Source organism: Streptosporangium sp. NPDC000563, from assembly GCF_040299985.1.
Taxonomy (GTDB): Bacteria; Actinomycetota; Actinomycetes; order Streptosporangiales; family Streptosporangiaceae; genus Streptosporangium.
In genome coordinates, this window is the sequence record NZ_JBEPDA010000001.1 from 130424 (window position 1) to 144573 (window position 14150).

General features: G+C 69.2%; 12 protein-coding genes. 8 read left to right on the forward strand and 4 right to left on the reverse strand.

The annotated features are described in order from the left end of the window. Positions 1–121: 121 nt before the first annotated feature. Positions 122–658 (forward strand): NUDIX hydrolase family protein, encoded by a 537-nt coding sequence (locus tag ABT352_RS00655; protein ID WP_350941413.1) that lies wholly within the window; start codon positions 122–124, stop codon positions 656–658. A 241-nt stretch (positions 659–899) separates the two neighbouring features. Further along, on the forward strand, positions 900–2186 hold the full coding sequence (locus tag ABT352_RS00660; protein WP_350941414.1) for an endonuclease Q family protein: 1287 nt from the start codon (positions 900–902) through the stop codon (positions 2184–2186). A gap of 265 nt (positions 2187–2451) precedes the next feature. Here the strand turns inward: ABT352_RS00660 and ABT352_RS00665 are convergent, their stop codons facing one another. After that, complete coding sequence (locus ABT352_RS00665) at positions 2452–3234, reverse strand: TIGR04282 family arsenosugar biosynthesis glycosyltransferase (protein ID WP_350941416.1); 783 nt, start codon at positions 3232–3234, stop codon at positions 2452–2454. 267 nt (positions 3235–3501) lie between these two features. Then, entirely contained in the window at positions 3502–3759 is a 258-nt protein-coding gene (locus tag ABT352_RS00670) for a hypothetical protein (protein WP_350941418.1), read from the reverse strand. A gap of 282 nt (positions 3760–4041) precedes the next feature. On the opposite strand from ABT352_RS00670, the gene ABT352_RS00675 reads away from it, so the two are divergent. The 3 genes from ABT352_RS00675 to ABT352_RS00685 are packed head-to-tail and all read left to right on the forward strand — an operon-like array spanning position 4042 to position 9483. Next, positions 4042–5256, forward strand: a complete 1215-nt coding sequence (locus ABT352_RS00675) for an endonuclease domain-containing protein (RefSeq protein ID WP_350941420.1) — start codon at positions 4042–4044, stop codon at positions 5254–5256. Continuing rightward, positions 5246–6064 carry a hypothetical protein gene (locus ABT352_RS00680; RefSeq protein ID WP_350941421.1) on the forward strand — a complete coding sequence of 273 codons (819 nt, stop codon included), beginning with the start codon at positions 5246–5248 and terminating at the stop codon, positions 6062–6064. The genes ABT352_RS00675 and ABT352_RS00680 overlap by 11 nt, the downstream gene beginning before the upstream one ends. Then, entirely contained in the window at positions 6061–9483 is a 3423-nt protein-coding gene (locus ABT352_RS00685) for a helicase HerA domain-containing protein (protein WP_350941423.1), read from the forward strand. The genes ABT352_RS00680 and ABT352_RS00685 overlap by 4 nt, the downstream gene beginning before the upstream one ends. Here the strand turns inward: ABT352_RS00685 and ABT352_RS00690 are convergent. Next, a complete protein-coding gene (locus ABT352_RS00690; RefSeq protein WP_350941425.1) occupies positions 9443–10189 on the reverse strand; it encodes a nucleoside/nucleotide kinase family protein in 747 nt (248 codons plus the stop codon). The genes ABT352_RS00685 and ABT352_RS00690 overlap by 41 nt on opposite strands. A 119-nt stretch (positions 10190–10308) precedes the next feature. Here ABT352_RS00690 and ABT352_RS00695 point away from each other — a divergent pair, with 119 nt between their 5' ends. Together ABT352_RS00695 and ABT352_RS00700 are read left to right on the forward strand one after the other, a co-directional pair. Further along, entirely contained in the window at positions 10309–10809 is a 501-nt protein-coding gene (locus ABT352_RS00695) for a SigE family RNA polymerase sigma factor (RefSeq protein ID WP_350941426.1), read from the forward strand. Beyond that, a complete protein-coding gene (locus ABT352_RS00700) occupies positions 10806–12035 on the forward strand; it encodes a TolB-like translocation protein (RefSeq protein WP_350941427.1) in 1230 nt (409 codons plus the stop codon). The genes ABT352_RS00695 and ABT352_RS00700 overlap by 4 nt, the downstream gene beginning before the upstream one ends. A gap of 151 nt (positions 12036–12186) precedes the next feature. On the opposite strand, the gene ABT352_RS00705 is transcribed toward ABT352_RS00700, so the two are convergent. After that, positions 12187–12810 (reverse strand): TetR/AcrR family transcriptional regulator, encoded by a 624-nt coding sequence (locus ABT352_RS00705; protein WP_350941429.1) that lies wholly within the window; start codon positions 12808–12810, stop codon positions 12187–12189. Positions 12811–12914: 104 nt separating this feature from the next. Here ABT352_RS00705 and ABT352_RS00710 point away from each other — a divergent pair, with 104 nt between their 5' ends. Next, positions 12915–14147, forward strand: a complete 1233-nt coding sequence (locus tag ABT352_RS00710) for a cytochrome P450 (RefSeq protein WP_350941430.1) — start codon at positions 12915–12917, stop codon at positions 14145–14147. The last annotated feature ends 3 nt before the right edge of the window (positions 14148–14150 follow it).

Below are 14150 nucleotides of genomic sequence, written 5' to 3' on the forward strand. Positions count from 1 at the left end.
GGCGAGCTTCGCCTTGACCTACGATCTGGTCGTGTCCCGGAATGCCGATCCGACCGCGCTCGCCGGGAAGAACCGGCCGCTCCGACGTCTTTCCGAGCCGACCGCGAAGTACCATCGGTCAATGACCGAAATGACCGAAACCACGCCCGGCTGGCTCGCTCCGGAAGAACTGGAGGCGACCCGCGCGCGGATGCCGATCCTCTACGTCGACGCCGTCCCCGTACGGGTCGACGAGACGGGAACGGTCACGCGCGTCGGCCTGCTGCTGCGCATCGGAGCGGACGGAGCGGTCAGCCGCGCCCTCGTCTCCGGCCGCGTGCTTCACCATGAGCGCGTCCGCGACGCGCTCATGCGGCACCTGGAGAAGGATCTCGGTCCGACGGCACTGCCCTGCATCCCCCCTTCCCCGCAGCCGTTCACCATCGCCGAGTACTTTCCGACCCACGGCGTCACGCCCTATCACGACCCCCGGCAGCACGCGGTCTCCCTCGCCTACGTCGTCCCGGTCACCGGCGACTGCCGTCCCCGTCAGGACGCCCTCGACCTCGTCTGGTTCACCCCCGAGGAGGCTTCCTCACCGGTGGTGCAGCAGGAGATGCTCGGCGGGCAGGGCCTCCTGCTGAAGCAGGCCCTCGCACACGTCGGCTGCCTTTCCTGACCGTCGCACGCCCTGTCGCACGCCCTGGGGAAACGACCGGTCGTCGTACTCGGGCCGGTGCCGCACGCATCGGCCGCTTTCCCGGCCGCCGCACAGGTCGATCACCTTCGGCGACGTACGGCCATGATCCTTTTTCCTGGGCTGTGGCGGGTCTGGGTCATGACGGTCTGGGTATGAGGGCTTCACCGACGCCTACGGGTGGCCCTCGCCGAGCCGGCCTTCCCGGGACAGGAAGCGATGGATGCGTTTTCATGCGGATTTACACATTCACTCGAAATACGCGCGGGCCTGCAGCAAAGAAAGCGACCTGGAGCACCTGACGTGGTGGGCTCGGCGCAAGGGCGTCGCGTTGCTGGGCACCGGTGATTTCACGCATCCGGCGTGGTTCGAGCATTTACGCGAAAATCTCGTACCGGCGGAGCCGGGGCTGTTCCGGCCCCGCGAGGAGATGGCCCCGGAGGCCCTCGGACCGCTGCCCGCCGGTGTCGGCCCCGGTGAGGTGCGGTTCATGCTGTCCGCGGAGATATCCACGATCTACCGGCGCGGCGAGCACACCCGCAAGATCCATCACCTGGTCTACATGCCGGGCTTCGACGAGGCCGCGACGTTCAACGCCAGGCTCGACCGGATCGGCGACCTGAGCTCGGACGGACGCCCCATCCTCGGCCTCGACTCCCGTGCCCTGCTGGAGATCACCCTGAGCAGCGGTGACGGCGCCTACCTGGTGCCCGCCCACGTCTGGACGCCGTGGTTCGGCGTCTTCGGCTCGAAGTCGGGCTTCGACACGATCGAGGAGTGCTACGGCGAGCTCTCCGGCCACATCTTCGCGCTGGAGACCGGCCTGTCCAGCGACCCTGCCATGAACTGGCGGGTCTCCGCCCTCGACCGCTACCGGCTGGTCAGCCACTCCGACGCCCACTCGCCGCCCATGGTCGGCCGCGAGACCACGGTGTTCGAGACCGACCTCGACTACTTCGCCGTCCTGCGGGCGCTCCGGACCGGGATTGGGTACGCGGGAACGACCGAGTTCTTCCCCGAGGAGGGGAGATACCACGTCGACGGGCACCGCAGGTGCGACGTCCGGATGGGTCCCGAGGAGACGCGCGGGCGCGACGGGATCTGCCCCGTGTGCGGGAAGCCGCTCACGGTGGGCGTGCTGAACCGGGTCCAGGAACTCGCCGACCGGCCCGACGGTTTCCGGCCAGACGGCGTCGCGGGCTTCCGCAACCTCGTACCGCTGCCGGAGATCGTCGGCGAGATCCTCGACGTGGGGTCGAAGAGCAAGAAGGTCCTCAGGGAGGTCGACAGGCTCACCGCCGCGCTGGGCCCCGAGCTGGGGATCCTGGAGGACGTACCGGTCGAGGACATCGCGGACCTCTCACCGCCGCTCGCGGAGGCCGTCGGACGGCTGCGCCGCGGCGAGGTGATCAGGGAACCCGGGTACGACGGCACGTACGGCGTGATCCGGCTCTTCGAACCGGGCGAGCTGGAGCGGGCGCGCGAGGAGACCGCCCCGACGCTTTTCTAGTGGGCCGTCACACAAGCTTGCCGGGGAAACCAGACCTGAAGAGAGCCGGTCACCCGGTCGTGACACCCGGTCGACGTTCGGAGACGGGCCACCAGCCCCGCCTGCCAGGCACTACTTTCCAGGTCCCCGCCTTCGAGACACCGCTTTTCCGGCCCGCTGCCCCGACACCCAACCCCGCTGACCGCGACCTCCCGGCCTCCCCGCGGTCCCGATCTCCGTGACCGCGCCCCTCGATTCCGTGCGTGCGGCCTTCCTGGACTCCGGATCACCGCAGCGCGCTCATCCTCGCGAGGGCGGCGGCGAAGAAGGACCGCGGGGCCTGTGCGGCCACGACGAACGCGTCGGCCGCGGTGTCCACGTCGGTGAGGCGGGGCATCAGGGCGACGCTCAGCCCGGCCTCCTCCAGCCTCCGCAGCTGGATCTCTCCGACGGTCGGCTCCGACCTCGGGACGCCGAGCAGGAGTGCGGGCTCGGGAGCGCGCAGCCCGAGCAGCCAGAACCCGCCGGCCGTCGTCGGGCCGAACACCGCGTCGTAGGCGCTGAGCATGGACAGGGCGTAGACGAGCATGTCCGGGGTGACCTGCGGGGTGTCGGCGCCGATGAGCACGACCGGTACGGGCAGGAGCCGGTGGGCGTCGTCGAAGGCCGCGGCGAGCCGCTCGTCCGGCGCTTCCCCGCGCTGCGGCAGCACCGTGAAACCGTGGGGAAGCCAGGGGCCGGGGGCGCCGTCGAGCGCGAGCACCCTCCTGTCGACGGGAACGCGGGCGACCGCGCGCAGCGTGTCCTCGAGGGCGGCGGCGGCCAGCGCGGCCGCCTCACGCGCGGTGAAGGGCGGGATCAGCCGGGTCTTCACCTGTCCCGGCACCGGCTCCCTCGCGATCACCACCACCTGCCCCTCGGGCGGCCCGCCCTGGGACGGTACGCGCCGCGACGGCCCGCCCCAGGCTCGTCGGCTCCTGGACGCCTCGCCATGAGGTGTCTCGTTCCCGGTGTTCCAGATGTGAGGGAACGGGCCGGTGCCGTACCGTCCGCTCCCGGCACGGCTCATGCGTCCGCTCGATCGGCCATGACCCGGCGCGTCAGAACCGCCTCCCCGTACGGGCACTGCGGCACCACGTCGATCTTCATCGTTCGACGTTAAGGCCGGTGGGCGGGCTCCCTCGTGAGGGCGAGGACGTGCTGCCAAGAAATGACCGGTTCAGGCCCACGGTTGGAGAATGTTTGGGAATTCCGGCGCGAATACCCCTACTCGCCACGATCACCAACCGGCGTCGCGCCCCCCGAGCTCTTTCAGGAGCGCGTTCGGGAGAACTCCCTACATGCTCTCGGTGAACGTCCGGGAGTTGCTCTCGCTGCTCTGGTAGCTCTGGTAGCCCGGCCCCCACGTCCAGGTCTCCGTACGATCGCCGTTTTTGACGGTCTCCCTCCCGAAGAGCGAGCATTCGCCCGACACGGCGGGAGTGGGCGGGATGAGGGCGGCGGACGCGACCGGCGCGGCGAGCACCACCGTGGAGGCGGCGAGGGCGGCGCCGGTGAGGGCGATGACAGCGGTGATACAGCGGGCAACAGGCATGGGTTCTCCCATGACGTGCGGATGATCCGACGGAGATATCACCTTTTTTCCGGAAAGCCGAACCACGCCGACCATCAAGATTCACACCGAGCCACATTCGGATCATCCGGATTTGTCCACCGCCTGGAATCACACCTTCCACGACCAGGGGATAAATCATCTCAAATACGAAATTTCGGGCATTGAAAACAGGTGAATTTTATCGCTTCTCGCAAAACACCTGCATCACCCGGCACTGGCGTATAACCTCGCGAAGTCTCAACACGCGAAAAAGGACGTGGCGTGGCAGGATCATGGGCGGAGCTGCCGACGGGACGCGTCGTGCGCGTTCGCGGCGCGGACCCCGACGCCATCGCCCTTTCGATCGACCCGCTTCCCGACGACGCGCCGGCGATTGTCACCTACTACGCGGGTGGCACGCGATCCGCGGGGGAAACGGTCTCCTCGGTACTGAGTGAGCTGGAAAAAGCCGCCGTCGATCTGTTCCCCGCGTGGCTGCCCGGCGCCGAGGGCATCGGCGGCCCCGGTGGCGCGGGCGGGCGCGCCGTACGCGTGCTCGCCCTGCGGGCCGCGTCCGCGACCGAGCACTTCGGCCCCTTCCTCGCCGACCTCGCCGAGCGGGCGCTTCACGAGGTCGAACCTCCCCCGCCACAAGGGGCGTCACGGGAGGCCACGGCCCGGGAGGCGCTCCGGGCGTCGCGGGAGGCGGCGACTCGGGAGGCACTTCGCGGGGCGTCGCGGGCCGCTCGGGAAGCGCTACGAGGAGCCTCTCGCGAGGCGAGAGCGCGGCGCCCCTCCAGATTCACCGCCGAGACGCGGGCAGCCGGCCTGGGGCGAGTGATCGCCGCCAGCTTCGGCCGGTCCCGCGCGGCGATCCTCGTACACGTGCCCGCAGACCTCTCTCCCTCGGCGGAGGAGGCGCTCGTCGCGGGGTGCGAATGGCTCGCCCACCACGGTGGCCTGGGAATCTGGCTCATCGGCGCCCCCCTGGCCACCGTGGACCGGATCGCCGTGACGACCCTGCGACTGCCGGCCGAGGTGACGGACCTCCTCCGCGGCCTACCGGAACCGGCGGATCCCCAGCCCGAGGCCCGTACGGCGCACACGGTCACCTACCCGGCGTTGGCGGGAAGACCGCATCCGGCGAGCGTCGCCGAACGGACGCTGGAGGCCGCGCTCGCCACGTGCGACTGGGCGACGGGACGCGCGTGGAACCAGACCCACCGGCCGCACCCGCTCGTCAACCCCATCCGGGTGGACCTGCTCTGGCGGGACGAGCGGTGCGTGATCGAGATCGACGGCCCCGAGCACCACTCCCCGCGCGCGTACGCGGCGGACAGGCAACGGGACGTACGGCTCCAACTCGACGGCTACGCCGTGCTGCGCTTCACCAACGCGCAGGTCATCACCGATACGAAAACTGTGCTTCACCAGATAAGGCGATTTCTCCGGGACCGTCGCCCCGGAGCGTTGGAAGGATTAGAACATGCCCGATAAAGCACTTTCACTGCCGGAAATCGCCGCACTGCTGGTGTTGATGATCGAGGCGAGAGAGATCTCCAATCCGGAGCTCAAGGAACGTCACGGTCTGACGCTCACCGGGGAAGCGCGCCGGAACTTGAACGACCTGAAGCTGGTGGAGAGCCGAAAGGAAGGGCGCTCGTTCGCCCACGTGCTGACCAACGCCGGATGGGCCGCCCTGGCCACCGAACTCCGAGCCGGGGTCGTCCTCCCTGAGCGCTCGGGCTCGGCGGGAGTCGCGCTCCGCGCCGTCCTGTTCGGACTGCAGAGCTTCATGGAACGATCCGACTGCAGCCTCACCGACATCTTCGGCGGAAACTCCGCCCCTGTGTCCGAGGACTCTTCCGGCGACCCCGCACCGGCACCCGCAGCCTCCTCGGACGATCCCGCGCCCACGACTCTCGCAGACACCCTTGCAGAGGCCCCCATGACCCCGGCCTCCGTAAACACCCCTGCGGAGACCCCCACGACCCCAGCTTCCGCAGACACCCCCGCAGCTCCTCCGGCCCCGGTGGCTCTGGATGTCGAGCAGCGCATTCGTGCCGCCTACCGCAAGCTGGCCACCGAGCCGGGCGCCTGGGTAAGTCTCACGAGGCTCCGCCCCCTGCTGGGCGAGGTACCGAGGGCGACGGTCGACGAGACTCTCATCCGAATGAACCGCATGAGTAATGACGTGAACATCATTCCCGAGGCCAACCAGAAGACGCTCTCCCAAAAGGACAGGGACGCGGCGGTGACCATGGGCGAGCAGGAGAAGCACCTCCTCAAAATCGAGGCGCGATGAGAAACGAGGAGCGCAGGTTACTGACGGAGTTCAAGCTCAGGCTGAACTCGGTGCTGACCGTCGACGACGTGTGGAACACCTCGCCGTTCCACGTGAAAGGCCTGCACCGCCACACCGGCCAGCTCCTGCTCGACGGGCTGGGCGAAGCCGGGGAGAGCCGGGGACCAAGCCCGATCGGTGTGGTCGTCCAGGGGCAGCGGGGCACGGGCAAGACGCACCTGTTGGGCTGGGCGCGCGCCCGGGTCCTGAGGGAGGGCGGATATTTCATCTTGGTGAGCCTGCTGGACGCCAGGAGCTTCTGGGAGAGCGTCGTGGTGTCGATGCTCGACAGCCTCTCCCGCAAGGTCAGGGAGGAGGACGGGGCGAACCAGCTCAAGATCTTCCTGGAGCACCTGTCGGAACTGGTCGAGGTTCCCCGGATGGTGCGGCGCGCGGTGACCGGGAACACGGCGTTGACAAGGGAGGCCCTCGACGCCTTCGTCGAGGCGCTGCACCGCTTCGACGGACCGCTGTGCCTGGACACCCAGAACACCGTGCGGGCGCTCGTCCTGCTCGCCTCCGGTGGCCTCGCGACCCAGGACATCGGAACCTCCTACCTCTCTTCCATCCCCGAGGAGGAGCCAGGCGAGCGCGCCCCGTGGGGGATCCGGCGAGGTGAGAAGACACCGCAGGAGATCGTGAAGGACATCTCGCGGCTGATGGCGCTCACCGGCCCCACCGTGATCGCGGTCGACCAGATCGACATGCTCATCGCGCAGTCCTCGATCGCCGGTGTCAACGACTTGGAGCAGGACTGGCAGCAGGCCCTCGTTGTCGAGCAGGTCGCGGGCGGCTTGATGGCACTGAGGGAGGTCACCCGCAGGACGCTCACGGTCGTCTCCTGCCTCCCCGCGACCTGGATCCTCATCGAGAGGCTCGCGACCGACACCGTCCAGGACCGGTTCAGGAAGACGGTCCAGCTCATGACCATTCCCGACGCGAAGGTGGGCCGCGAACTGGTCGAGCGGCGGTTCGCCCCGCCGTTCCGAGGGGTCGACTTCACGCTGCCCTATCCGACATGGCCGGTGCTGCCGTCCGCGTTCGAGGACGCACCCGACTTCACCCCACGGCAGTTGTTGAAGGTCGTCGACCGGCATCTCCACTCCTGCCTGGTCGACGGCGAGATCAGGGAGCTGGAGAGCCTCAACTCCCGCCCCACCACGGATCCGCCCCCCGTCCCCGGCCCCCCTGTCTCCCCGCAGGAGTTCGCGGCGCTGGACGCCCGCTTCGCCGTGCTGCGAGACAGGGCGGACGTGACCTCGGCGACCGCTCCCTCGACCGAGGACATGACGATGCCCGCGCTGCTCTCGGCGGGGCTCAACGCCTGGATCGCCGAACAGGGCGACGCGGAACGCCTGTTCAGCCAGGATCCCCCGCCGAGCTCGAAGCCTCCCCTGCACGCGCGTCTGCGCCGCAGCCTGGACGAGACCACCGAGGACGAGGCGCACTGGTGCTTCCGTGCGATCGCCACCAAGCACGCCAACGCCGCGCTGGTCCGCCTGCGCAACGCCTCGGTGGCGGCGGGCCTGGACGCCGAAGTCCCGAAGCGGAAACTGTTCGTGCTGCGGAACGCGGAGTGGGCGAAAGGACCGCGCACCCGGGAGGTCCTCGCGGAGTTCGAGCGGGCGGGCGGCAGGGTGCTGCGTGTGGACGACGAGGACCTCAGGATCCTCACGGCGCTCCGTGACCTGTTCGTCGAGGACCCCGCGAACCTGCAGTCCTGGCTCGTCTCGCGGAAGCCCAGTGGTGACGTCAAGCTGTTCAGCGAGGCGCTGGGTGACGGGTGGACCGTTCCCGGCGAGCCATCCGGCCCCGAAGGTCCGCCCTCTCCCGTCACCTACGACGAGCCGACCGACCAGGTCGCTCTCGAAGATGCCGAGGAGGTGGCGGGGCACGCCACCGTAGTGGCCGACCTCGGACACACCGCCATCGGAGGACACCCCGGCCAGGTCACTTCCTCACCGCAGGTCTCCCCCGTGGCAAGACCCGCTCTGAGGCCCGACACGGAGTCCGACGCGAGACCCGCAAACCACGGACCCTCGAACCACGCGAACCGTCGTACAGAATCCGACGCGAGCCCTCATGCGAGCCCCGCGAACCACGCGCCCCTTCGTACGAGACCCGACGCGAACCGCGCGCCTTCCGTCACCCTCGGCAGGGCGATGACCGACGGCACCCCTCTCGAACTCGACCTGGAATCGCTCAGGAAACACACCGCGATCTTCGCCGGCTCCGGGTCGGGGAAGACCGTGCTCATTCGCGGCCTGATCGAGAAGTGCGCGCTCCAGGGCGTGTCGGCCATCGTGCTCGATCCCAACAACGACCTGGCACGTCTGGGAGACCCCTGGCCGTACCCGCCGGCACACTGGGACGCCGATGCCCCCGCGAAGGCCGAGAGGTATCTCGCCGACACCGACGTCGTGATCTGGACGCCGCGTCGCAGCGCGGGACGTCCCCTCAGCTTCCAGCCCCTGCCCGACTTCGCGAGCGTCCTCGACAACCCCGACGAGTTCACCGAGGCCGTGGAGGTGGCCGTCGCGTCCATCGTGCCGAGGATCAAACTGGACGCGAGAACGACCAAGGCCCAGCTCGGGCAGGCGGTGCTCAGGGAGACGCTCAGACACTACGGAAGGCAGGGGGCGAGCAGCCTCAGGGGGCTCATCGCGATGCTGTCGGCACTGCCGGACGGGGTGAGCGAGCTCGACAACGCGGAGAAGATCGCGTCCGAGCTGGCCCAGAGCCTGACCGCGGCCATGGTGAACGACCCGATGTTCGGCGGTGAGGGCGCGCCGGTGGATCCCGGGCTCCTGCTCACCCCTCCCCCTGGAAAGAAGGCTCGCGTCTCGGTGATCAGCCTTGTCGGGCTGCAGTCGGACTACCAGCGGCAGAGCTTCGTGAATCAACTGCAGATGGCCCTGTTCGCCTGGATCAAGAAGAACCCGGCCGGTGACCGGCCGCTGGGCGGGCTGTTCGTGATGGACGAGGCCCAGACGTTCGCGCCGTCCGGCACGATGACGCCCTGCACGCACAGCACGCTCGCGCTCGCCTCCCAGGCCCGCAAGTACGGACTTGGTCTCGTGTTCGCGACCCAGGCGCCCAAGGGACTGCACAACCGGATTCCCGGTAACGCCGCGACCCAGTTCTTCGGCCTGCTGAACAGCCCGATCCAGATCTCCGCCGCGAGGGAGATGGCCCAGGCCAAGGGGAGCGACGTCACCGACATCTCGCGGCTGCGGACGGGCCAGTTCTACGCGGCCTCCGAGGGGGCTGCGTTCGTGAAGGTGCAGGTCCCCATGTGCCTGAGCCACCATCCGAAAGACCCGCTCAGCACCGAGGAGGTCATCGCGAGGGCGGGGAGACCGGTGGCGGACTTCCGCTGACCTCGCCGATCGAGCGCAGGACGGCGTCGGGGACGACGAGGTCGGCGCGGAAGCGGGTGGTGGCGATGAGGTCGGCGTTGCGCTGGTCGGTGCCCAGCGCCCAGGCCGCGGCGGCCTCGGGGTCCTTGCCGAAGCGCTCGTGCCGGGCGACGAGGCGGCGTACGCGCTCGTCCGGGTCGAGGTCGCAGTACCAGACCTCGTGGAGCCACGATCGCACGCGTGCCCAGTCGCCCCGGTCGAGCAGCAGGTAGTTTCCCTCGGTGACGACGAGCCTGGCGGCCCGAGGGACCGGGATGCTTCCCGCGATCGGCTGCTCCAGATCACGTTCGAACGCGGGCGCGTAGACCATGTCGTCCTCGTCCTCGCGCAGGCGGCGCAGGAGCGCCGCGTATCCGGCGGCGTCGAAGGTGTCGGGCGCGCCCTTGCGCTCGCGGCGCCCGAGCCGGTCGAGCTCGACGTCGGCGAGGTGGAAGCCGTCCATCGGCACGTACGCCACCCACTCCCGCTCCGGCAGTCCCTCCGGAGGCGCCGATCGCAGCAGGCCGACCAGGTGCTCGGCGAGGGTGGTCTTGCCCGCCCCCGGGCTCCCGGTGACGCCGAGCAGCGCGCGGTGCCCCTCCCGTACGAGGGAGCGCGCCCTGACCACCAGGTCGTCGAGGGAGGTTGTCGGGTCGTCCCCGGCCGTAACCGCCGAAGTGCTCGTCACGTGAACGAACGTAGCCGAGCCGCCCGCCGACCTCCAGCGCGGCCCGTACGTCCCGACGGCGCTGCAACAATTCCGGTCCCTGCGCCGTCTAGGCCGTAACGACGCAGAAAGGACGACAGTTGGCCGACGAACCCGGCTTTGACGACTTCGTGGTCGAACGAGGCGAGGCGCTGCTCCGCTACGCGTACGTCCTGACCGGCAACCCGCACGACGCCGCCGACCTCACGCAGGAGGCGCTGACCCGATTACGCACCGCCTGGCCGAGGGTGCGGCGCAAGAGCGACGCGCTCGGTTACGCCCGGACGACGATGGCTCGGCTGCACATCAGCATCTGGCGCCGGCGCAGGCGCGAGCATCTCACCGGGGAGCCGCCCGAGCAGACCTGGGAGGTGGTCTTCCCGTCCGACGAGGACCGGGGGCTCTGGAAAGAACTGGCCGCGCTGCCCCGCAGACAGCGCGCCGTGCTGGTGCTCCGCTACTACGAACAGCTGACCGACGCCGAGATCGCCGAGGTGCTCCGCATCTCCCAGGGGACCGTGCGCAGCCAGGTCTCCCGGGGCCTGGACAAGCTGCGATCCGCCGTCTCCACCTCACCGAAGGCCTACGGGGGCACGCGATGACCGAGATCGAAGACAAGCTGAGCCGCGTCCTGTCCGCAGCCGCGGAGCAGGTGCCCGAGCAGGCGCGGATCACGTTGTCCGCGGCGGTCAGGGAACGCCGTCGGCCTCGGCGGGCGCCCGCCGCGCTACTCGCGGCGGTGGCCGTGGTCGTGGTGGCCGGTGGGGCGGGTACGGCGGTGCGAACCCTGGGCGCGTCGGCCGTACCCCAGCCCGCGGTGAACGCCACGGGTGCGCAGAAATCCACGCCACCGCCGATCCCGGGATGGGATGACGACCTGCCACCGCACATCGAGCGGGTATGGCCGCAGGCCCTGCACAAGATCCCGGCCAGGCTGCCCGATGGCCGTGTCTACCATCCGCAGTTGCTTCTCGACGATCGGACGCTGCTCGTCATAACGAGAGTGGGCGCCGAGAAAAGGCGGCTCCTGTGGAGCTACGACCTGGTGAGCGGCAAGCTCCGGCGGATCGCCGAGTTCCCGAGCCGGAATTCGACGCTCATCGCCGAAAACGTCACCGTGAACGGCGGAAACATCGCCTGGTGGGCGTCGTACAAGGAGCCGGGCAAGCAACGGGTCGCGCGGATCTGGACGGTGCCCGTCGGCGGCGGCACTCCCCGTAAGGTGACCGACGTCCCGCTGGAGGACGTCATGAAGAAGGGCCACATCCGGGCATTGGAAGTGGTGGGCTCGGACGTGGTCTTCTCCCGCGAGAGCGGCGGGGTGTACACGGCACCGCTACGCGGCGGCACTCCGCACCTGGTGCCGGGCACCGAAGGACAGCACCTCCTGGGGTGGCCCTGGGTCGGCTCCCACAGCAAACAGGCCGTCTTCGCCAAGCTGTTCAATATCAAGACGCGGGAGCGGCGCGACGCCGTCGTCAGGCCCGGCGAGAAGTTCGTCAGGTGCGGCGTCAACCGATGCTATGGCCACAGCTCGTCCGGCGGGCCCGGCCCGCGCGTCTTCGCCCGCGACCGCGACGGCTCCCGGGAGCAGACGCTGCCCTCCGTGATCGAGGTAGGTGACGATCCTGGCCTGGAGCGGTTCTACAAGGGGACGCTCATGAAAGGCGTCGTCCTCCACGACGCGCTTACCGGCACCTCCGCCGACCTGGGCGTACGGCAGGACAAACAGGGGGTGATGACCATCCCCGACGGCGGCTTCGACCGGCTGATGGCCTATCAGGTCGGCAAGGAGATGTACGTCGTGGACCTGGCTGCCATCGAATAGCGAAGATGCCGGGACTCATGCCCACCCCGGCACCTTCGGGGAACGCTCCTCACCGCGAGAACAGCCGACCTCTCCCCCTGAAGGAACCCGGGGAAGACCGGCCGGTCCGAGGTGTACGGATCATCGTCGGGGGCCGAAGGCGGAGGCGTGGTCAGAGCGGCGGCGTGGAGGCGGTGCGGAGGGCGGAGAGGACGAGTGCGCTCGCCTCGCGGCCGGCCTTCAGCATCTCCTCCGCCGAGCCGCCGTTGCTCAAGCTGACGACGGTGGCGAGCTTGCCCCCGCCGATCACCGCGCCGACGATCGCCGACGCCTCGACGAGGCTCAGCTCCTCCGGGCATGCCCGGTGCAGGGCCTCGGCGAGCTCCCGCTGGCTCTCGAAGAGGAGCAGCAGGCCGCGGGCCCGCAGCGAGGGGACAGTCATCACGAGGTGGTTGATCGGGCCTATCTCGCCCTGGAGCTGCTCGTCGAGGGTGATCGCGGAGAAGCCGGAGTCGACGGCGCGGGCAAGGAGGTCGATCGCCCGGTCTCCCGGACGGGGCTCCGCGATCACCCGCAGCACGCTCTCGACGCCCTCCCGCGAGTTGGAGAAGATCACGTCCTCCTTGCTCGCGAAGTAGCTGAAGAAGGTGCGCGTCGAGACGTCGGCGGCCGCGGCGATCTCCGAGACGGTGGTCTGCTCGTAGCCCTTTTCCATGAAGAGATCCAGCGCGGCGGCGATGAGCGCGTGCCGGGTGCGCAGTTTCTTGCGTTCGCGCAGTCCCAGTGCCTCACTCATGCGGGCAGTTTAATCCATCAAGCCATACTTTGCACCTATTGAAACTTTGCACTTGATGTAGTTTTCTGGATGGGACGGAGCGCATCACCGCAGAGGAGCGCGAGATGACACAGTCCCAACCGGAAGCACAGGCCCACCGGGAACAGGCTCACCAGGAAGCGGTCACCTTCCCCTTCGGACGTCCCAGCCCCTTCGAACCGCCCGAGCGCCTGACCTCGTTACGCGAGGAGGGGCCCATCACCCCGATGGTCTACCCGGACGGCGCGACGGGCTGGCTCGTGACCGGCTACTCCGCCGTACGGTCGATCCTGGCCGATCCCCGCTTCAGCTCCCGGCGCGAGCTGCTGCACGTCCCCATGCCCTTCCCGCTGATGCAGGAGATGCGCCAACCGGCCGACCCCGGCATGTTCATCCGGATGGACCCGCCCGACCACACCCGCTACCGCAAGCCGCTCACCGCGCAGTTCACGGTGCGGCGGATGAAGCAGCTGGAGCCGAGGATCCACGAGATCACCGAGGAGCGGCTCGACGCGATGGAGAAGGCCGGGCCTCCCCAGGACCTGGTGAAGGAGTTCGCGCTGCCCATCCCCTCCCTGGTGATCTGCGAGCTGCTCGGCGTCCCGTACGCCGACCGCGACGAGTTCCAGCGGTCCACCGCGGTGCTGCTGAACCTGGAGTCCTCCGTCGAGGACATCCGCGCGACGATCGCCGGCTTCGGCGCGTTCTTCGCCCGGCTCATCGAGGCCAAGCGGGCCGACCCGGCCGACGACCTGCTCAGCGGGCTGATCGAGAACGGCGAGCTGACCGACCAGGAGCTGAGCAACATCGGGTTCCTGCTGCTCGCCGCCGGGCACGAGACGACGGCGAACATGCTCGGCCTGGGCACGTTCGCCCTGCTCCAGCACCCCGACCAGCTCGCCGCGCTGCGCGCCGACCCCTCGCTGATCGACAACACGGTCGAGGAGCTGCTGCGCTATCTCGGGATCATCCACGTCGGCCCGCTCCGCGCGGCCCTGGAGGATGTCGAGGTCGAGGGGCGGCTCATCAAGGCGGGAGACCCGGTGACCCTCTCGCTCGTGGCCGCCAACCGCGACCCCGCCCGCTTCGCCGACCCCGAGCACCTGGACATCACCAACCCCGCGACCGGGCACCTCTCGTTCGGCCACGGGCTGCACCAGTGCCTCGGCCAGCAACTCGCCCGCGTGGAGATGCGCACAGCGTTCCCGATGCTGTTCGACCGCTTCCCCGGCCTGCGCCTCGCCGTACCGGCGGAGGAGGTCCCCATGCGCGAGAAGATGTCCATCTACGGTGTACGGGAGCTGCCGGTCAGATGGTAGGAG